This is a genomic window from Paraglaciecola sp., from assembly GCF_039964565.1.
In the GTDB taxonomy this organism is placed as follows: Bacteria; Pseudomonadota; Gammaproteobacteria; order Enterobacterales; family Alteromonadaceae; genus Paraglaciecola.
Genome location: NZ_JBDVXF010000045.1, coordinates 59,355 through 78,735 on the forward strand (window position 1 = coordinate 59,355; position 19,381 = coordinate 78,735).

The following is a 19,381-nucleotide window of genomic DNA, read 5'->3' on the forward strand; positions in this document are numbered from 1 at the left end:
TATCACCCACCTAGATTAATCAGAAGATAACTCGTCAAAACGAAAACTATAATTTCCTGAGGTACCCGCTTCATCGTAATAACTGGTTATTTGAAGTTTGTAAGTAGCAGCATTGGTTTTAAGCAGGTAAACACCATACTGTGACCATAATAAATGACCACCATTTAAGTTGTACTGATACCAAGGGGTCGAATCAAAGGCTTTGATAGTGGTTAAATTGGATTGAAATCCATAATATTGCTCAGCTTCGCTGTCGATTCCTAGGTAACTGTTTTCACTATCTAACAGCGCGCTGGCTTCGTCAGCTATAAATATTTGGAAATCGGCTCCTATAATATCTTCATCTGTCAGGCAAGGTATCCAAATATCCCAAGAATCTTCTTGATTAACGACTTGTGCCAGATCAAAGTCGACGTATATACCGGTATCACAAGACGTTGCATCCAGCTCTAGGTCTATTTCAGGAGCAAATTCTGTTTCTCCATCTAAGGCACTTTGATGTTGAACACCTAGTGTAATAGTAGCCATAGTGCGACCAGAGGTCGTTAAGGATTTGGCTCTAAACTTAGTATATGCACTGTCTGCACTGACAATAAAATAAGCATCGTCTGCAGCACTTACTACGTGGGTAGTAAAATCGTAATTGTAAAAATTCGCTCCAATAACATATTCTTCAGAATCAATACTGTATGCGTCGTCATCAGGTAAGTCATCTGCACTTATTGCCAAATAATCTTCAAGCTCAGTGTCAGCATCAGCATTTAAAAATATTTCAGAGAGTGCGTTTCCTTGGTCATCGTAGAAGTCGCTGTTGACGTCTGTAACGTATGTGCCTACTGTGTTTTCGGCATGGGTATTAAGGGAAACTTTGGTACGATTGAACGCGATGTCCCACTGGCTATCTGATACCGCTTCTTCATCAGTTAACTCGAGTACTGTTGCCGTTTCTAAATCAAAATACACACTCTTTGGCTCAGATGTAGAGCCTGTGGTGAACGGACCGTAAACTTCTCCTTCTACGACCTCTTCTTCTACTGGTGCCGGATCGGGAATCACACCTGTTTCTGAGTCGTTGTTTGAGCTAGAACTGCCACATGCACTCATCAAGGCCCAAATACCAATACTCAGACCTGTAGTTAAATTTTTGTTCATTTCTTTGGTTTCCATTAATAAAATTGGTATGAGATACCAGCAAAAACACGTCTGCTCGACAGTGGTCTAACATCAAGTAGTCCAGCTGCAACCGCATCTGTGTTTTGGTGGTTATCAAATACGTTGTCAACACCAGCCACCCAGTGCCAATTTTGGTTAAAATTCTGACTAAGGCTTAGATTCAAGCTACTCCAATCATCTTGTTCGATCCCTAGTTGTTGTGCTGTTGGATAACTTCCGTTTTCATACACAAGGTAAATCAAGCCATGAATATCAAATGGTAATTGCCAATCAAGGTTTGCTTTAATTTGATGGGTGGGGCGGTCACTAAGATGCGCCCCTTTGTGATCGGTGGCATGTAAATAACTGTAACTAAGTTGATAATCTACCTTTCCCCAAGCTAAGTTAGCTGACAGGTCGACACCCTTGAGTACCGCTTCTTCTACATTGCTATAACGAGAGATAAGCAAACCAGTAGATGCTGATGCTTCGACATCTGTCACCGTTTCAATAAAACCTTCCGCTTTTGAATAATGTGTATTGACGCTTAAAGAAAAGTCTCGATTGGAGCTTCCTGACTGCTTAACAAATGTGAGTTCTAAGTTAGCACTTACTGCTGTTTCAGGCTCCAACTGTTCGTTACCTAACACCATGTAACCTAGGTTGCTATGGTCGAATACGTAAAAGCGTTCTTTGAGTGTAGGCACTCGATAACTTTGGCCCACGCCCATTCGTAATTTCCATTGCTGCTGTTGGGTTTCTGAAAAACTAAATAATGCGTTCACCCGCGCTGCACTGTGCCAACCAAATTCACTATCACGTTGAGCACGGATCCCAGCGAGAACTTCATGCTCGTCTATTTGCAAGCTTAATTGGGTATAAGCTTCAACACTATCTCGGGCTTTGTCATCTATCTCAACTGTGCCTGAAGTCCCTTGTTCGGTTGCAGTTTTGATTTGGAATAACTCGTCGGTATGCAAAACAAATCCTGATACCAACTCTAAATCCTCGATATTCCATAGATACTGACTGTCTATTTCCATCAAAGTAATATCCGCGTCCCGTAAGGAATTTGAGTCGCCGCTGGTTTCAAGGTGATTAATATAGCGGCCTTGTACCCGCCAAATTTCTCCTTGATTCAACGCGAGGTCGTATTGCCATTGCTCTACCTCAGATAAATAACTTATTTCTCCAGCTTGCCCTGGGATTTCGTAACGTTGTTTTTGTTTATCATCACTGAAATAACGCGCTTTCAAGCTCAGCCCGAATGCATCATCAAACTGTTTCGATAAGCCTAAATTTACGAAATGCTTGTCGGTACTCGGCGCACTTTGCGCGATGGTGTTGGGATCATAATCGAATCCGGGATCTTCAATTTTTTGCAGACTGATATTGCCACGCCAACCCAGTATATTTTGGCTAGCGTCTAGCTGAATTTGATGACCGATATCCGAAGAATCGATATTGTTTTGAGTGTAACTGCTGCTTTGATATTTTAGTTTGAGGTGATTTTTGGACTCTTTACGAGTAATAATATTGATGACGCCGCCCATGGCAGAACTACCGTATAAGACTGATGCGGCCCCCCTTAATACTTCAATTCGCTCAATATCAACCACACCAATTTGGTCCAAATCCACTGCCGATCCTGTTGGAGAAATCAAAGGCTGGCTATCCATCAATATCAAGACATGGTTCTCGTCAAAACCCTGCATTTGCACCGTATACCCGTCTTTAGCGTTACGTTTAGCCACCACCCCCGGAATATAATTCAGTGCCCCTGCTAGGGTGCCGTGACTGAGTTTTTGCAATTGTGCTGCAGATATCACATCAATCGAAACAGGGCTATCAGATTGGTCAATGGACGAGCGAGTGCCTGTTACTACTATTTGTTCCATTGCTGTGGATCTAGCTTGGTTAACCATACACAAACCAAACAAACACAATACTACTGCTGTCAACTTCATTTAATCTAAATACGAATCAATATCATTTACACTAATAATAAGGCCGATTCCTTATTAGAGTCAAGGTGTTTTTGGATAACAGGTGAAAACGAGGCGAATTAAGCAGCGACTATCGGTAAAACGACGGTAAATGGTTGTTAGGCAAAGGGATTAGAAGCTTGGTATTGGCTGAGCAGATAAACTCAAGAAGAAATAATATAAGTCACACTTAGCGCCAGTGACCATACTGACGCCAAGTGCAATCGGCTGGGCTTTGTAATTGGGTTTGCCCTACAGCTAGCTGCAGAGCAGTGCAGAAGCCTTGCTATTTACGAACAAACTTCATGCCAACCGCCCATCGGTTAGCAAAGCCAGGCCAAGGATCATTTAAGTTACCTTGAGCATCCTTGCTTTGAGCTGCGTTTTCACGTTTAGGCAGGTATTCACAAGCGCTAGTTTGTTGTTTAACGTAACAATCTAGGAACGCTAAAGTCATGTGTTGATTAATGCGATTAAGGGTTTCACTACTCCAAGCGGGTTCGTAATAATGCCCTAAATCCGCATCTGCTGCATAGGCGATAGCAGGCGCAGGGTGCGGCGCTACGTTATGTCGTGCATTTTCATACACCAGCATAAACGTGTCTTTTACTGGCGATTGCTCAAATAGTTTTTTTACGCCATTTTCAAATCCAGACACATCATCAAGGGAGCCACTAACGTATAAACTCGGTACTTTGATCCCATCTAACTTATGTAAATTTTGCTCTTGGCCCCAAGGGGCATAGGCCACCATAGCTTTCCAGCGGCTATCAACTTGTTCTTTTGCCGCATTGCAGATATTAAACACCCCTAACAACGCTTTTGCCGCAGGCTCTGGAAATCCAAAAGCTTGTAGACCTTGTTGGGTAAAATTGTAACAACCACCTACTGTATTAATTGCGCCAAAACCTCCCATGGAATATCCAATCACCGATGCGAGGTCTGTATTGACTACTTTTGCCAATTCAGACTTAGAAGAAGCAAAGTAATCCAATACAAATTGTTGATCCCGGGCTCGATTGATTAAGGTACTGGGAAAGCCCGAAAAAGGTGCTTCTTTGAAGTCTACTTCACCTGTGGTGGAGTCTGTATGATCAATGCCAACTACTACATAACCGTGGCTCGCTAAATGTTCACCAAGATAAAACATAATGGTGCGGTAGCCTGTATACCCATGAGATAACACGACCAACGGATAGGTTTTTTCTTGGCTGGCTTTAGCATCCCTAACACTATTACCCTGCAGTAAAAATGATTTATGAGTGCGGGTGACATTCTCGTAGGTTGCCAGCACATCAGTTTTTTGAGCCATGGCTGGATACCATACTTCTAGGGTCAATGAACGGTCTTGCAAGCTTTTATAATCTGTAGCACTGAGTTGTTGCGGGTTGGTTGCCTTAATAGTTGTGACACCCACAGAGTAACTACCACGCTTACCTAGTTCGGGGGTAACATCTGGTTGCGTTGTATATAATTGCTGGGCCTTATCACTTGCAATAACTTCGGTTGCAAAAACATGACAAAACACAGCACTACGACACGCAAAAAGCGTGGTTAATACGGTGTATCTAAACAGGGTTTGAAAAAAGTTCATTCTATGTTCCTTGGTATTATTGTTCTATTTGAAAAGCTTGATTTGATGCCATAAATTGGGTGACTCGCTGCATGGCGTTTTCACGAATATTGCCGTAAAACAAACTGTAGTCGAGTACGTGGTAACTGTTATTGGGCAGAGATAGATGGTTAGAAAAAGCGTTGTCGGTTTGCGACATGACTTCAAGTCGGCCATCACTCATGCATTGTGCCCAAGTTAACTCAGGAGTTAATCTTGGCAATTCTTGGAAAATAAATCCCGGGTTGTTGGCTAACAACATATCGATTGGCGTACGCTTAAACTCGACCGGCATCGCACCTAAATGTGCAGTACTTGGGATCTTGTCAGTGGTCATTGTCCAACTCAATGGATTCACACACAATGTTGGCTTGGTAGTGCCATCTTCCAATTGACTCGATTCCCAGCCCGTTGGATACCAATGGGGAACCTTCGCGTCTAATTCACCACCTTGACCATAAGTATCGAAGCTCACAACACAACCGGTTTGATTGGCTTCAGTGCAAGGTTGTATCTGCTGAAATCCCCTTTCAAATTTATCTTTAGGCAACCAATAACCTACTAAATAAGCAGCTACCAATTGTTGATACAGTGAGGTGTTATCTATCTTTTGTTCTAATAGTCGTAACGCATGAGTCGTACCTTGACTATGCCCAACTATGACAAAAGGCCGACCTTGATTGAAATGAGCTAGATAATATGAAAACGCCGCTTCGACATCTTGATAAGCTAAGTTCAGTGCTTGGGTACCTGCTGTAAACTTGTCTGGTATAAAAGCTTGAATATTGGCTTCACGGTAGTGAGGCGCATAAATATTACAGCAGCCATTAAATATACTCGCCATGCTAGATAACATGTATTCAATTGATTGAGCCTCAGAGTTTTTGTTTTCCATAGTAGAATTCCATCCACCAGGCCCGACAAAACCAGTTGAATGTATAAAAAACACATCGACTTCTTTTTGAGCTAAATCTTTACTGGTATCCAATGCCATTGGCACCAAATCAGAGGTATCATTTTTGTCTGGATGAGCGACCCAAAAATAGGCGTTGCTGTACTGTGGTGCAACAGGTGCGTCCGCCATCGCAAAAATTTCTGGTGGAGCAAGGTAACTTAATACCCATTGACGGCCAAACAAAATCAAAATTACGCATAATATCACTAGAGGAAGAATCAGCCAGTAGACAATTTTTTTGAGGGAGTTCATACAATACTCTATAACCAAAGCGCCTATATTTAGCCTAGTTCGGTACATATAAACAACTCAGCAATTTAAAGAGTAATTTATAACGCTGAGTTATTGGTTAGGATCCAGATGAGTTGTAGAGTTGTTGTTTACTCTATACCAGCCAGCAATACTGTATCGGTCAGTGTTACTCCTAAGTACTTCGTGTGGAAAAACGTCACTTAGAAATATAATGCAACTGTTAAATTGCGGCTTAACCACAAGCAAAGGAACGTCTTGCTCATCAGCATACATAACTAACTCGCCACCCGCGTTTGTTTGCCAATTGTTGTTCAAATAAAACACTGTACTTAATATACGATTACTGCGACCTTTAAAAGCATCAATATGTCGCTGGTAAAAGTCGCCTTCTCCGTAATGAGAGAAATGACATTCAAAATCGAACAATCCCATAAACAAACGTCTATTTAAGCCTAATCGCAATTGTTCCATAGAGTGTAAGTAATGAGTTTGCGCCTCTGATTTATTATCTTTTCCATCAAGCCACAAAGTAGAGTCGCTTCTAATTTGGGTATTAAGCTGTAGGTCGTCTTTGCGACCAATTCCTGCAGGCTTAAAAGCACTTGAAGACAAGAGTTTGGCTTCTTGCAACAACTGTGTAGCAAGCCACTGAGGCAGAAACTCTTGTAGCTGGATATAACCGCACTGTTGCAGAGCATCCGCTATTTCATCTATCAACAATTCACTTAAATAAGTATTCTCAATCACAGGCGTTTCATCGTTTTAACTGGCTGCTTATTTTAACAAGTGCATGGTTACTTTCGCCAGAATTAATCCGATAAAGTGTGTTTGACCTAAGAATGCTTGCTATGAAAAATGGCGAAACGTGTCGGTTTGAATATTAAAAACCAGCTGAGTTGATATGTGGGCCCCGTAAATGAAAGACATGTTTCGAATTAGGGCAAACCAGGCTAAGCTAAAATCAAGACAACTGCAATTGACTATTTTGTTGATTACACATCAGTTGCGTGGTTACAAAAGTCTTTTGAATAAGGGCAGCATCGCTACTGGCTCGATGACGCTGCTCTTGCATTTGTTGGAATAGGGTTTCCTTGGTGTCGTGCCACAAGGGCATTTGTATTTCCTTTAAAATCATTTCTAATGAGCTGACATGAAATTTCATCACCATTTTGGCCGCATTAAACAATTTTATTAACCAAGTATCATCTACTACCCACCCGTCTGAATAGACAACTTGGCCCGCTAAAAATTGATTCAGCTGTGAACACACCTCTTGTACAACCAAGCCTTTTTCTGCCAATACTTGGCGACTAATGCCGTGCAAAGATTCGGCTCTAGTATCCCAATGTGTCCAATCCTGTTGTGGTTTAATCAAACAACAGAATCGTTCTCCAGCTTGATTGATGACCCCTACTTCTATTGGATAACTGGCGGCACCAAAACCACTGGCCTCCACGTCAATAATATTAGGAATATGCAGGCCAGCCTGGCCTGTAGCTTTATTCATTGTTTCTACTCATTAAATAACATACAAAAAATAGTGAAAATTATTCAACCAAGGTATTGGAATAATGCAACTTGCGCTGATTATCCACAATAATGCCATCATATCCTGGTGTCCGATTTAGCAAGTCCATTCCTTTTTGCACACCTAAAACAAACACAGCAGTTGACAACGCATCATTCAATGTACTGCGGTTGCCAATTATGGATACACTTTGCACCTCGTAGGCTGATTCACCGGTTTTTGGCGATAAAATATGATGATAACGCTTTCCGTCTTGTTCGAAATAACGTTCATAATCACCTGAAGTCGACAACCCAGTGTTTGCCAATGGCAAAACTACACTTTGTTTGTGTTGATTTCGAGGATCTCGAATACCTACCATCCAAGGTTTACCTAACCTGTCGCCCAACAATTTAGTATCACCGCCAGCTGTCACTAAAGCATGTTTAATGCCACTTTTTCGCAACAATTCGATGGCATTATCTACTGCATGACCTTTGGCAATGCCACCTAAATCAATTTTCACATTGGGATGGGCGAAAAAAATTCTGTTTTTGTGAGAATCGAACCTTAAATGCCTAAAATTAACGGCCTTTAATAAATCAGTTATTTGGCTTTGTTGGGGTTTTAGATGCGCTCGGTAATTGTAAAGGTAACCCACGCTCGCAAAAGTAATATCGAAGGCGCCGCCGGTTTCCTTTGCGAGTTCCACAGATAACACGATAAGGTCGAATAACTCTTTAGAAACGGCTACATAGTCTTTAGCCGCGTGTTTATTGAGTAGACTCAATTCGCTACTTTCAATGTAGGGACTCATGGCCTGATCAATCCGCCGCATTTCATCCATTACCATTTGAATTGCCCCTTGACCTTGTTGCGGAGAATCACTCCACAGCTCTACATGTATATTAGTCCCCATTATTGCCTGACTGTCTTCAAACCATTTTGCCGTTAATGCACCTGAAAAAAGCAGATTGCAGAACATCAAAATGCAAATAAGTAGGCTTTTTATACTCATAAGTTAAGCTCTAACCCGAGTTGATAAAGCTGATTTTTCTTTAGTCCATATTGAGCAGCTGTGACCGCTGCAGCTTTTTTAAGCGGCAATTCTTTAACCAAAAGCTTTAGTAAGTTAAGTGCATCTGCAGACACTTCTGTTTGATCTTGTTTTTCACCGGCGATCATTAAGACAAATTCACCTCTTTGATGATTGGCATCGGCTTCGAGCCAAGTTAAACAATCTTCTGCAGTACCTGAATAAAAGGTTTCAAAGGTTTTTGTGAGCTCTTTGGCCAATACCATTTGGCGACTTTCACCCAACTCAATCACTATTTGTTTTACCGTTTCTGCCACCCTGCGAGGAGATTCGTAAAATACACTCGTACTGGTTTCAGTGAGCAATCGCTGCAAAACCTGCTGCTTAGCCACTGCCTTAACGGGCAAAAAACCTTCAAATTTAAATCTATCTGTAGCTAAGCCAGCAGCGCATAAGGCCGTTATAGCTGCACAAGGTCCTGGCAACGGCACCACTTTGACCCCAGCTGCGGAGCAGTGACAGACCAAACCATAACCAGGGTCGCTTATAAGAGGTGTGCCTGCATCAGAAATTAACGCAATGTTTTGACCGAGATTGAGTTTTTCAATCAATTGAGTGGCTCGCTGAGATTCATTGTGATCATGTAATGAGGTCAGTCGCGTTGAAATATCATAGTGCTGCAACAAACGCTGACTATGCCGGGTATCTTCAGCGGCAATTAAATCCACCTCACCTAAAATACGTAATGCTCTAAGGGTAATGTCTTCCAAATTGCCAATAGGCGTGGCGACAATATATAAGGTGCCTGACTCAATCAATGATAACTCTCCCAATTAATGCAATTGTCTAACCTTGATCCTAGTATGGGCTTTATCGCACATCCTAGTCACAAAGCATTAGATATTTATATCCGATACTATAAACTAACATGGTTATTATCACTTTATTTAATGGGTACCATCGATGAGTTTTCGAGCGTTAGTGATGTTTAGTATCACTATTTTGTGTTTTTTTTCATGTTCTAGCAGCCCAACTCGGCAACCTCAAAAAATTACAGTAAAACCAACTGAAAAAATCGTCGAACAAATCAAAGACAGTGCTTATTATTTGACCCAAGCAAAACAAAACTATGCGAGGACCAATAACCTCTACCAACGCAATGAGTATTTATTGCACGCCGCTGAAGCGTTGCAACTTGAGCAGCAATGCGAGAAAAGTATTCGAGTACTAAAAGTGCTACAGCCAAAGTTACAAGATAATCGCCACATCACTCATGGCAATGTGCTTCTAGCAGAGTGTTACTTAATACTGTCTGATGAGGTATATGATAATGTAGAAGTCATACTTGCCAATTTGCAAGGAGATTATGGTTACCAAAAGCGTATTGCCGCGATAAAAGCGCAGCTTTTCGTCAATAAAAAACAGTGGCTCAAAGCAGCTGAAGCGTTACAAGCCACCAATATTGAAGACTCCAAGAGAACTCAAACAATTTGGCAGTGGGTTAACAAGCTTTCCTTAAGTGATTTAGAAAAGGCGCGACTGTCAGATACCACTCTACAACCTTGGTTGCAGTTAGCGATTATCGTAAAACGTTTTGCTTTGGATCCTGAGATGTTTAACCAACAACTAGTCAATTGGCAAAATAGGCATTTAGGGCATCCGTTAGTTAGTAATCTTCCATTAGAGATCCAACAATCGTTATTAGAGTCTCCCATTCAGGCAAAACGCATCGCAGTGTTACTACCATTGACTGGCAGACTCGCCAATCAAGGCCAAGCAATAAAGGAAGGTATATTGGCCGCTTACTTGGAAAGTTTAGATTCTGCGGAGCTTTATTCAAATAATGCATCACAAGACGGAGAATTGTCTAACGATGCCTTAGCAGATACAGCAAAACAGTACCGCGAAATTCGCTTTTTTGATTCTGCGTTAAAAACGGCTCAACAACTAAATGAAATGGTAGCGGATTTTGATGTGGTATTAGGACCTTTAGTGAAAAAGCAAATAATTGAACTGCAAGCTGTATTACCTAAAGATAAAATATTGCTAGCCTTAAATAGAGTGGAGTTAACAGCTAAGGGCCCGGAAATAGGGAATTTGGATTCCCTTGAAGAATCCAATTCCTCAATAACCGAACACTATTTTTTTTCGTTAGCGCCAGAAGATGAAGCGCAACAACTCGCACAACATATTCAGAAGAATCAGTTGGTTCGACCGATCATATTTGCTGCAGACAATCCAACCACGCAAAGAATGGCTGCGGCATTTATTGCCACATGGCAAGAAACGCCTAATGCTACTCGACCAGACTTAAGCATTTTTACTGACAACAAAAACATGCGTACACAAGTATCAGAAAAGTTGGACGTTGCTCAAAGTGATAAGCGTATTAAACAAATCGAAACGCTGGCCGATGTTGAAGTGTTTGGCGTAGAAAGAAACCGTCGCGATATTGATTCCATAGTATTATTTGCCAATCCAGAACAAACTGCTCTGCTCAATCCAATTATTGAAGCCAGCCTCAGCCCTTTTGCTCGAAAATCACTTTCGGTATTTGCTTCTTCACGCAGCTATAGCGTTGATCTCAATAATAACAGTCTAAGAGATTTACGGAACCTCACCTTTACAGATATGCCTTGGATGTTACCTGAGCATCGTTGGCAACCCTTAGCGAATCAAAGTCAACAACTATGGCCGCAACGCCAAGACACTTTGTTACGGTTATTTGCTATGGGGTTCGATGCCTATAATTTACTGCCGAATTTACGTCGTCTAAAATCATTACCGCAAATCGTCAGCCATGGATTAACCGGCGAAATCAACGTAGATGAACAAGGTGTATTGCACAGAAGTTTACCTTGGGCACAAGTTGCCCAAGACAGAGTAAAATTACTTGCAATGGATTAAGCAAGCACTGTCCACTGTAATTGGCAGTGAAGCTGAGCGTTTTGCTCGAACCTTCTTGGAACAGCAGGGTCTCACATTTGTGATGCAAAATTATCGCTGTCGTACAGGTGAAATAGACTTAATTATGCAAGACCAAGATGAACTGGTATTTGTTGAAGTTAAGTATCGTAGTAGCAGTCAACACGGCTCTGCAATTGAATTTTTTCATCCAAGTAAAAAACGTAAGTTTGAGTCTGCGGTTATGCACTATATGCAAGAAAAGGGCTTTAATCCAAGTATCGTCCCACATAGAATTGACGTAGTGGGCATTGAAGGAAAAGATCGGCAACCACACAATGTCAATTGGTTAAAAAGTGTTTAATTCAAACGCACCAATCTTAAATATAATTTACGTAGGAGTGTTATGTTAGATAGCATTAAGGCCAATTTTACCGAAAGTATCCAAATAAAAATTGCCTCAATTGAGTTATTACCCGAAGCCATTTCAAACGCGACCTATATGATGGTCAACGCGTTAATTAATGGCAATAAAATATTATGCTGTGGCAATGGTGGCTCCGCGGTCATCGCGCAGCACTTTTCTTCGTTGTTACTAAATAAGTTTGAACGAGAAAGGCCTAGTTTACCTGCGCTAGCACTAACCGCTGATGGCGCCACGTTATCGTCTATAGCCAACGATTTTACATTCGATGAAGTGTACTCAAAACAAGTGAGCGCTTTAGGTCAAGCTGGCGACATTTTGTTTGTTATCTCCACCAGTGGCAATTCCCATAACGTGATCAAAGCAATGGAGGCTGCCCTAAGCCGTGATATGACTATAGTAGCGCTCACCGGTATGGACGGCGGCAAAATGGAAGGGTTAGTCAGCCAACACGATGTGGAAATCCGCGTACCGTCGAACCGCACCGCGAGAATTCAAGAAGTTCATTATTTAGTAGTACATAGTCTTTGTGAGGGAATAGATAATTGTTTATTCCCAGAAAATTTTCAGGAGTAACCCGTGTTTAAAACTAAAAATATTTGCCTAACATTGATACTCTCAACGGCCCTATTGTTACAAGGATGCGCAGGATTAATTATCGGTGCTGGCGTAGGTGCCGCATCTGTAGCCCATGACAGGCGCACTATAGGTACTCAGGTTGACGATACCACAGCCGCTAGCCGTATCTCGAATGCACTGGCAAAAGACTTGGCTGTACAAGAACAAACTAGCATCACAGTACAGGTATTTAATGGTACCGCTTTATTAGTGGGTCAGGCGCCCACTCAAGAATTGATACAACAGGCTCAAAACCTTGCTGCAACCGTTAAAAATATTAAAAAGCTCCATAACCAAATTCGTTTGGGTGCCCCCATTCCAGCAGGTGTTATTGCCAATGATGCTTGGTTAGCCTCAAAAATAAAAACCAAACTGATCGCAGATAAACGTATAGATGGCCTACATATCGAAATAGAGGTTGAAAACGGTGAAGTATTTTTAATGGGGTTAGTCACTGAACAAGAGTCCAATATAGCCGTAGATATCACCCGTAATATCAATGGAGTAAAACAAGTGATTAAGGCATTTGAATATACTTAATGGGGCTTCCTAAGCCACTATCCTAACCACAAGATTATTAAAGTAGGCCGATTGCCGCGAGAGCTTCTCTAAGCTGGACTTCTCTGCCCTCTTTCGGCCAACCTACAATCTGCCTTACCAAGCTATTTTGTTCGAAAAAATAAAAAGTGGGTGTTCCCCAATAAGTAATTTCAGACCATTGATCCTTTTTATATACAAAACTATATGGCTGATGGTCAGAGATATAGTTATATTCAAGAACTTCATTGAGCCGCAAGTCACCATTTTGTCGCGTTATCCAAGTTGAATGTTTAGCCATAATCTTGCGTAACTCTGGCTTGCCTTTTAACCACTCTGAGAATCTTTCTGAAGGCTGGCAAAATAGTGATCCTACCACTACGACGTGGCGTTCACTGAGCAACTCGTTTTTCTCTTGAAGTTTTCCACTCTCAAGAAAAGGTGTAATAACCTGCCTGCTACCTTCTAAGTTCCCTGAGAGTTTAAATACATAGTCGTCACGGTCCAATTCAAATTTTGTTTTCAACTCTTGTGCTTCAGCGAACATCCAATTAGCTATGTATCTAGAGTACAAAGTCTCGGCGTATCGTTTTTTATTTAAATCCTCGGAAGGTAGTTCTTTCAATAATCTAGTTATGAAACTAAGCATACTGTCGTTTTGAGAGTAAAAGGTGATTTTATGCATCAACTGATACAAGACATCTTTATCATTTGTAGATAAGTTTTTTAGCGTTGCATCGGTAAAATCTGACTCTATGCAATTTTCAAATAACGCAACGAATTTTTCAGCCCGAATATCTGTAACCACTGTTTGGTTATTCTCTTGTAACTTATCTTGCACACTTAATTGTTCTATCGATAAAGCTTCATTCCATAAATCAGTCACTGAACCACAGTTAGTCACACCTTCAACAACAGTCGATATCAACAATAATTGAAGAAGTAATGCATAACGGTAAATCATAAACAATAGAATGCGCACTGAAATACCTTCCTGATTAGTATTTAGTATTTTTCATCATTGGAATTTGGATACTGAGGAACTAAGCGTGATTGCTAACGGAGAAATGAGAATAGGCAGTTTCATTATTAATCCCTAAAATGAATATCAAATGTGCGGGCGCGCATTAGATATAATAAGGATAATATTTTAACCTGCAATCTTTTTATGATTTAGAATGATTTCGGGCATCATATAGAACCAACACTAAGGGTTGGTTCTATATAAGTTGAGGGCTTTTCGAAAACCCCAGCTACTTAACAACCGTTAAAGTAGGTTTACCCTTCTTCGGCTTTGTAGCAGGTTCTTGAGGTGCTGGCTTAGACTCTGATTCTCCTGAGCCTATGTTTTCTTCAACAGTAAAGACAGTACCTGCACCATTTTCTTTCGCGTAAATCGCTAATACGGCAGGGCAAGGAACAACCAGCTCTCTAGGCACACCACCAAACCGTGCGTTAAACATGATTTCGTTCAATCCTAACTGTAAATTACCCGTTGACGCAGGAGATACATTTAACACTATTTGACCGTCCTGGACAAACTCTTGCGGAACTTGGGTTCCAGCATAATGCGCATCGACCACTATGTATGGAGTGAGATTGTTATCTACAATCCAATCATAAAATGCGCGTAATAAGTAAGGTTGATTAGGTGTCATATCACTTCTAGCCGTTAAAGTGGGTTGTGTATTTCACGTTCTTGGTCTGTCAATGACGCAATGAATGAAGGTCTTTCAAAAATACGCTTCATGTATGCCTTGACGTCCTTACTACCAGTACCAGTTAATTCAATGCCTAATGCAGGTAAACGCCACAGTAATGGTGCTAAATAACAATCAACTAGGCTGAACTCTTCACTCATGAAATAAGGCGTTTCAGCAAATAATGGTGCTAAGGATAAAAAGGCTTCACGTAATTCATTACGAGTCGCTTCTAAATCACCTTTTTTGGCCATAATCTTTTCAGCCAATACGTACCAATCGTTTTGAATTCGATGCATTGTCAAACGACTTTGACCACGAGAAACCGGATACACTGGCATAAGTGGAGGATGCGGGAAACGCTCATCCAAATATTCCATTATGATATGAGAATTATATAGAACTAGCTCTCTATCAATTAAAGTCGGTACAGTACCATAGGGGTTTAGTTCAAGAAGATCTTCTGGTAACTCGTTAGGAACAGTAAAACTGATTTCTACGCCAACACCTTTCTCGGCTAACACTATACGTGCTTGGTGGCTGTATATATCTATCGTGTCTGAAAACAACGTCATTATTGAACGTTTATTGGCGGCTACAGCCATCTATATATCTCCTAAATGTCTTACATAATCGCATAGTGACTAAGATTGCCCTTAGGCGTTTACGCATTGTTTTTTCTTAGTAATTTGTGGGTCACAATCGACTAATTAAAAACGGAAAAGAAAGGGGCATATACGTGATATATAGCCCCTATCAAAATTTTCGCGGATTATACACTAAATTCATTAAAAATGTGCTACGAATTAATGTACATCTCTCCAATATTCTTTCTTCAATAAATATACCAGTACTAACAGCACTAATAAGAATATCATCACCCAACGACCAATTTTTTCTGATTGTAATCGTGAAGGCTCACCGATATAGACTAAGTAGTTCACCAAATCTAACACTGCAGTGTCGTATTCAGCTGCGCTAAGTTCACCACTGCCATCAGCTTTTATACCAACATAACGGTCAACCATTTCACCGTCTATCAACATTTTTTCTGTGGTTTTTCGTGGTACACCTTGCAGCTCTTGCAACGCGTGTGGCATGCCTACGTCAGGAAACACTAAGTTATTCACACCAAACTTAGTGCTTTCGTCTACGTAAAAGCTTCTTAAATAAGTATAGATCCAATCTGCACCACGCACTCGCGCAACTAGCGTTAAGTCCGGAGGTGGCGCACCAAACCATTTCGCACCTGATTCACTAGGCATAGCATTTTTAATGTGCTCTCCAGGCTTTTCACCCGTAAATTGTAAGTTAGCTTGGCCCAACTCAACAGGTATACCTAAGTCTTCGAAAGTACGTTGGTAACGCTGATACTGAGTTTGGTGACAACCTAAACAGTAATTCATAAACAATTTAGCGCCGGTTTGTAATGACGCTTTATCGGTTAGGTCATACTCAGCTTTATCAAGATGAACGTTGCCGCCAGCAGCCATAACACCCAAAGGCAATAACAAGGACAATACAAAAATTATCTTTCTCATTCTGTGATCCTCGCTGGAACTGGTTTAGTACGCTCATTTTTACTGTAAATAAACAACAACACAAAGAAACCAAAATACATAATAGTGAGTATTTGCGATGCAACGATTTTCCAATTCTCTTGAGGTGTGCCACCTAAGTAGCCTAGGAATATAAAAACAGCTGCAAAAATCATTAGATTCCACTTGTGTAATCCACAACGGTAACGCCAAGATTTCACTTTACCTCTATCAATCCAAGGCAATAGGGCTAAGAATATAATCGCTGCAAACATCGCAATAACACCGCCAAGTTTATGAGGTACCGCTTTCAAAATTGCGTAGAAAGGCGTGAAATACCAAACAGGGAAGATGTGTTCTGGTGTTTTTAACGGGTTAGCAATCTCAAAGTTTGGATGCTCTAGGAAGTACCCACCCATCTCTGGGTTGAAGAACATGACGTAACAGAAAGCGAGTAAGAAGAAACTAAAACCGACTAGATCTTTCAACACTATATGTGGGAAAAACGGCACGATATCATCAACAATGTCGTACTTGTCAGTGTAATACTCGTGTATTTTGTAGTTAGTTTTTTCGTCTTCCGAAAGAGAACCTTTCTTACGCTTGACGTCAGTACCGTCTGGGTTATTAGAACCCACTTCGTGCAATGCTACTATGTGCAAGAACACCAAAATCACGATAACCAAAGGTAATGCAATAACATGTAGTGCGAAGAAACGGTTCAGTGTTGCGCCAGAAATAACGTAATCACCTTGGATCCAAATCACGAGGTCAGGACCAATCACCGGAATAGCACTAAATAGCGATACGATTACCTGCGCCCCCCAATAAGACATTTGCCCCCAAGGAAGTACATATCCCATAAAGGCTTCCGCCATTAGCGCCAGGTATATAAACATACCGAACAACCACAGTAATTCACGAGGCTTCTGGTAAGAACCATAAATCATGCCTCTAAACATATGCAAATACACCACAATAAAGAAGGCCGACGCCCCTGTGCTGTGCATATAACGTAGAATGTAGCCGTACTCAACATCACGCATGATGTATTCCACTGAAGCAAATGCTTCTTCAGCGGTAGGAGTGAAACTCATCGTTAACCAAACACCTGTTACAATTTGGTTAACTAAAACGATGGTTGCGAGAAACCCAAACATGTACCAAAAGTTCATGTTACGGGGGGCGGGATATTGAATTGCGTGCATATTCGCAACGCGCATTATGGGGAGACGATACTCAACCCAGTCCATCAAATTTTTCCACATATTATGCTGCCCCTTCTTCGGAACCAATCAAAATAGTATTGTCGTCAACAAACATATAAGGCGGCACTACTAGATTTAAACCAGCTGGTACATTTTGAAACACGCGACCTGCCATATCAAATTTAGAACCGTGACAAGGGCAGAAAAAGCCTTCTTCTACTCCTTCTACGTACTCCGCGAACGCGCCGTCTTTCAAGTGTTGGGGAGAACAGCCTAAATGAGTACAAATACCCACCAATACTAGATATTCTTCTTTTAAAGAACGATAAGGGTTTTTGGCAAACTCTGGTTGTTGCTCTTCATCGGAGTTAGGATCTTTTAGTTGTTCGTCATGGGTAAGCAATGACGCAAGTAGCTCAGGTGTTCGACGCGCAATCCAAACGGGCTTGCTGCGCCAAATAACCCGAATCAACTGACCTGGTTCGATTTTACTTATATCAGCTTCTACGTCAGCCCCAGCAGCTTTTGCTTTAATGCTAGGGTTCCAGGATGCGATAAAAGGCACTGCTGCACCGACTACACCGACACCACCCACAACAGAAGTCGCCACCGTTAAAAATCGGCGTCTATTACTATTGACTGGCTGGTTTTCGGTTTCAGACGAATCATGCGCATCTAAAGATACATTGCTCATCCACTAATCTCCGAGGGTTAATTTGGCTGACACTTTATAATTTGAATAATATTTGACTCAAAAAATAAAGTTTTTCTGTTAACCGAAAATGATAAAAGAAAACCCACATAAAAGACAAGGAAATCGTTAATAAAATGAAGAATTACTGATACTTAAGGTATTTTTAAGAAAATATTGAAGGGATGATGTTTTTTTGTACAAAACGTAAACAATAAAAAACCCAGCAAAAGCTGGGTTTTTTGAATGTCTTTTGTAAAAAGACTGTCGCCTGACAATTAACGTTTTGAGAATTGAGGACGCTTACGTGCTTTATGAAGACCAACCTTCTTACGTTCAACTTTACGTGCATCACGAGTAACAAAGCCCGCTTTACGTAATGCTGGACGAAGAGTTTCGTCAAATTCCATCAAAGCACGTGTAATGCCGTGACGAATTGCACCAGCCTGACCACTAATACCACCACCAGCAACGGTGATGTACAAGTCAAACTTTTCAGTCATTTCAACTAACTCTAGCGGTTGACGCACGATCATACGTGCAGTCTCACGACCAAAGAATACGTCAAGAGGACGTTGATTTACTACAATGTTGCCACTACCTGCGCGAAGAAAAACACGAGCGGTAGAACTTTTGCGTCGGCCAGTGCCGTAATATTGATTATCTGCCATCTGTAATGCTCCTTAAAGGTCTAAGACTTGAGGCTGCTGAGCAGCATGTGAATGCTCAGGACCAGCGAAGACTTTCATTTTGCGGAACATATCGCGTCCAAGAGGACCTTTAGGCAACATACCTTTAACCGCTTTTTCAATGATCATCTCTGGCTTGTGGGCTTGTAACTTTTCAAAGTTAGTCTCTTTAAGACCGCCTGGGTAGCCACTATGAGCGTAGTACATTTTGCCTTTGGCTTTGTTGCCAGTAACAGTAACTTTCTCAGCGTTGATCACAACTATATAATCACCAGTATCCACATGAGGAGTGTACTCTGGCTTATGCTTACCGCGTAAACGGCTAGCAATCTCAGTCGCTAAACGACCAAGAGTTTTGTCTGCGGCGTCAACCACATACCATTCACGTTTTACCGTTTCTGGCTTTGCAACAAAAGTTTTCATTTTAAAATTACCCGAAATATATAAATAATCGTTACGTTGGTTTTATGTTCGATATTTAACTACCGACTGCTACACAAAACCGCTAAAAATCAATACTTTGACCCCTTCGAGTCGTATGATTCATCCGCTTTCCCACAAGCGGGGGCAACT

20 protein-coding genes are annotated in these 19,381 nt (G+C 41.2%); 4 read left to right on the forward strand and 16 right to left on the reverse strand.

All coding sequences use genetic code 11. From position 1 onward, the window contains the following. Nucleotides 1-15: 15 nt before the first annotated feature. The 8 genes from ABJK37_RS22120 to rsmI form a co-directional block, all read right to left on the reverse strand. Complete coding sequence (locus ABJK37_RS22120; RefSeq protein ID WP_348358355.1) at nucleotides 16-1,152, reverse strand: HmuY family protein; 1,137 nt, start codon at nucleotides 1,150-1,152, stop codon at nucleotides 16-18. Nucleotides 1,153-1,166: 14 nt separating this feature from the next. Continuing rightward, nucleotides 1,167-3,077 (reverse strand): TonB-dependent receptor, encoded by a 1,911-nt coding sequence (locus tag ABJK37_RS22125; protein WP_348358825.1) that lies wholly within the window; start codon nucleotides 3,075-3,077, stop codon nucleotides 1,167-1,169. Between the two features lie 346 nt (nucleotides 3,078-3,423). Next, entirely contained in the window at nucleotides 3,424-4,731 is a 1,308-nt protein-coding gene (locus ABJK37_RS22130) for an acetylhydrolase (RefSeq protein WP_348358357.1), read from the reverse strand. Nucleotides 4,732-4,747: 16 nt separating this feature from the next. After that, nucleotides 4,748-5,956: a DUF3089 domain-containing protein gene (locus ABJK37_RS22135; protein ID WP_348358359.1), complete on the reverse strand. Its 1,209-nt coding sequence runs from the start codon at nucleotides 5,954-5,956 to the stop codon at nucleotides 4,748-4,750. Nucleotides 5,957-6,046: 90 nt separating this feature from the next. Continuing rightward, entirely contained in the window at nucleotides 6,047-6,703 is a 657-nt protein-coding gene (locus tag ABJK37_RS22140) for a 2OG-Fe(II) oxygenase (RefSeq protein WP_348358361.1), read from the reverse strand. A gap of 214 nt (nucleotides 6,704-6,917) precedes the next feature. Then, nucleotides 6,918-7,463: an exonuclease domain-containing protein gene (locus ABJK37_RS22145; protein WP_348358363.1), complete on the reverse strand. Its 546-nt coding sequence runs from the start codon at nucleotides 7,461-7,463 to the stop codon at nucleotides 6,918-6,920. Nucleotides 7,464-7,503: 40 nt separating this feature from the next. Beyond that, on the reverse strand, nucleotides 7,504-8,481 hold the full coding sequence (locus ABJK37_RS22150; RefSeq protein WP_348358365.1) for an FAD:protein FMN transferase: 978 nt from the start codon (nucleotides 8,479-8,481) through the stop codon (nucleotides 7,504-7,506). Beyond that, complete coding sequence (gene rsmI / locus ABJK37_RS22155; protein ID WP_348358367.1) at nucleotides 8,478-9,317, reverse strand: 16S rRNA (cytidine(1402)-2'-O)-methyltransferase; 840 nt, start codon at nucleotides 9,315-9,317, stop codon at nucleotides 8,478-8,480. Before rsmI ends, ABJK37_RS22150 begins: the two co-directional genes overlap by 4 nt. Before the next feature lie 145 nt (nucleotides 9,318-9,462). Between rsmI and ABJK37_RS22160 the strand changes: the two genes are divergently transcribed. The 4 genes from ABJK37_RS22160 to dolP are packed head-to-tail and all read left to right on the forward strand — an operon-like array spanning nucleotide 9,463 to nucleotide 12,985. Further along, the gene (locus ABJK37_RS22160; protein WP_348358369.1) at nucleotides 9,463-11,406 is read left to right on the forward strand and encodes a penicillin-binding protein activator; all 1,944 of its coding nucleotides are present in this window, start codon (nucleotides 9,463-9,465) and stop codon (nucleotides 11,404-11,406) included. Continuing rightward, nucleotides 11,393-11,767 (forward strand): YraN family protein, encoded by a 375-nt coding sequence (locus ABJK37_RS22165; protein ID WP_348358371.1) that lies wholly within the window; start codon nucleotides 11,393-11,395, stop codon nucleotides 11,765-11,767. Before ABJK37_RS22160 ends, ABJK37_RS22165 begins: the two co-directional genes overlap by 14 nt. Before the next feature lie 42 nt (nucleotides 11,768-11,809). Then, nucleotides 11,810-12,403 (forward strand): phosphoheptose isomerase, encoded by a 594-nt coding sequence (locus ABJK37_RS22170; protein WP_348358374.1) that lies wholly within the window; start codon nucleotides 11,810-11,812, stop codon nucleotides 12,401-12,403. Between the two features lie 3 nt (nucleotides 12,404-12,406). Next, nucleotides 12,407-12,985, forward strand: coding sequence for a division/outer membrane stress-associated lipid-binding lipoprotein (gene dolP / locus ABJK37_RS22175; protein ID WP_348358376.1), 579 nt, complete (start codon nucleotides 12,407-12,409; stop codon nucleotides 12,983-12,985). A gap of 37 nt (nucleotides 12,986-13,022) precedes the next feature. On the opposite strand, the gene ABJK37_RS22180 is transcribed toward dolP, so the two are convergent. The 8 genes from ABJK37_RS22180 to rplM all read right to left on the reverse strand — a co-directional run bounded on the left by ABJK37_RS22180 (nucleotide 13,023) and on the right by rplM (nucleotide 19,231). Then, the gene (locus tag ABJK37_RS22180; RefSeq protein WP_348358378.1) at nucleotides 13,023-13,964 is read right to left on the reverse strand and encodes a hypothetical protein; all 942 of its coding nucleotides are present in this window, start codon (nucleotides 13,962-13,964) and stop codon (nucleotides 13,023-13,025) included. A gap of 271 nt (nucleotides 13,965-14,235) precedes the next feature. Next, nucleotides 14,236-14,640 (reverse strand): ClpXP protease specificity-enhancing factor, encoded by a 405-nt coding sequence (locus tag ABJK37_RS22185; RefSeq protein WP_348358380.1) that lies wholly within the window; start codon nucleotides 14,638-14,640, stop codon nucleotides 14,236-14,238. A gap of 14 nt (nucleotides 14,641-14,654) precedes the next feature. Continuing rightward, entirely contained in the window at nucleotides 14,655-15,287 is a 633-nt protein-coding gene (gene sspA, locus ABJK37_RS22190) for a stringent starvation protein SspA (RefSeq protein ID WP_215927522.1), read from the reverse strand. A gap of 201 nt (nucleotides 15,288-15,488) precedes the next feature. Beyond that, nucleotides 15,489-16,223 (reverse strand): cytochrome c1, encoded by a 735-nt coding sequence (locus ABJK37_RS22195; protein ID WP_215927520.1) that lies wholly within the window; start codon nucleotides 16,221-16,223, stop codon nucleotides 15,489-15,491. Further along, nucleotides 16,220-17,488, reverse strand: coding sequence for a cytochrome b N-terminal domain-containing protein (locus tag ABJK37_RS22200; protein WP_348358383.1), 1,269 nt, complete (start codon nucleotides 17,486-17,488; stop codon nucleotides 16,220-16,222). The genes ABJK37_RS22195 and ABJK37_RS22200 overlap by 4 nt, the downstream gene beginning before the upstream one ends. A 1-nt stretch (nucleotide 17,489) precedes the next feature. Next, nucleotides 17,490-18,122 (reverse strand): ubiquinol-cytochrome c reductase iron-sulfur subunit, encoded by a 633-nt coding sequence (gene petA / locus ABJK37_RS22205; protein ID WP_348358385.1) that lies wholly within the window; start codon nucleotides 18,120-18,122, stop codon nucleotides 17,490-17,492. Between the two features lie 275 nt (nucleotides 18,123-18,397). Continuing rightward, the gene (gene rpsI / locus ABJK37_RS22210; RefSeq protein ID WP_215927513.1) at nucleotides 18,398-18,790 is read right to left on the reverse strand and encodes a 30S ribosomal protein S9; all 393 of its coding nucleotides are present in this window, start codon (nucleotides 18,788-18,790) and stop codon (nucleotides 18,398-18,400) included. A 12-nt stretch (nucleotides 18,791-18,802) separates the two neighbouring features. After that, nucleotides 18,803-19,231: a 50S ribosomal protein L13 gene (rplM, locus tag ABJK37_RS22215; protein WP_348358388.1), complete on the reverse strand. Its 429-nt coding sequence runs from the start codon at nucleotides 19,229-19,231 to the stop codon at nucleotides 18,803-18,805. Nucleotides 19,232-19,381 lie beyond the last annotated feature (150 nt).

Coding starts and splice junctions, on each gene's coding strand:
- ABJK37_RS22120 (WP_348358355.1), bottom strand. CDS start 1,152: ATGAACAAAAATTTAACTACAGGTCTGAGTATTGGTATTTGGGCCTTG.
- ABJK37_RS22125 (WP_348358825.1), bottom strand. CDS start 3,077: ATGGTTAACCAAGCTAGATCCACAGCAATGGAACAAATAGTAGTAACA.
- ABJK37_RS22130 (WP_348358357.1), bottom strand. CDS start 4,731: ATGAACTTTTTTCAAACCCTGTTTAGATACACCGTATTAACCACGCTT.
- ABJK37_RS22135 (WP_348358359.1), bottom strand. CDS start 5,956: ATGAACTCCCTCAAAAAAATTGTCTACTGGCTGATTCTTCCTCTAGTG.
- ABJK37_RS22145 (WP_348358363.1), bottom strand. CDS start 7,463: ATGAATAAAGCTACAGGCCAGGCTGGCCTGCATATTCCTAATATTATT.
- ABJK37_RS22150 (WP_348358365.1), bottom strand. CDS start 8,481: ATGAGTATAAAAAGCCTACTTATTTGCATTTTGATGTTCTGCAATCTG.
- ABJK37_RS22160 (WP_348358369.1), top strand. CDS start 9,463: ATGAGTTTTCGAGCGTTAGTGATGTTTAGTATCACTATTTTGTGTTTT.
- ABJK37_RS22170 (WP_348358374.1), top strand. CDS start 11,810: ATGTTAGATAGCATTAAGGCCAATTTTACCGAAAGTATCCAAATAAAA.
- ABJK37_RS22185 (WP_348358380.1), bottom strand. CDS start 14,640: ATGACACCTAATCAACCTTACTTATTACGCGCATTTTATGATTGGATT.
- sspA (WP_215927522.1), bottom strand. CDS start 15,287: ATGGCTGTAGCCGCCAATAAACGTTCAATAATGACGTTGTTTTCAGAC.
- ABJK37_RS22195 (WP_215927520.1), bottom strand. CDS start 16,223: ATGAGAAAGATAATTTTTGTATTGTCCTTGTTATTGCCTTTGGGTGTT.
- ABJK37_RS22200 (WP_348358383.1), bottom strand. CDS start 17,488: ATGTGGAAAAATTTGATGGACTGGGTTGAGTATCGTCTCCCCATAATG.
- petA (WP_348358385.1), bottom strand. CDS start 18,122: ATGAGCAATGTATCTTTAGATGCGCATGATTCGTCTGAAACCGAAAAC.
- rpsI (WP_215927513.1), bottom strand. CDS start 18,790: ATGGCAGATAATCAATATTACGGCACTGGCCGACGCAAAAGTTCTACC.
- rplM (WP_348358388.1), bottom strand. CDS start 19,231: ATGAAAACTTTTGTTGCAAAGCCAGAAACGGTAAAACGTGAATGGTAT.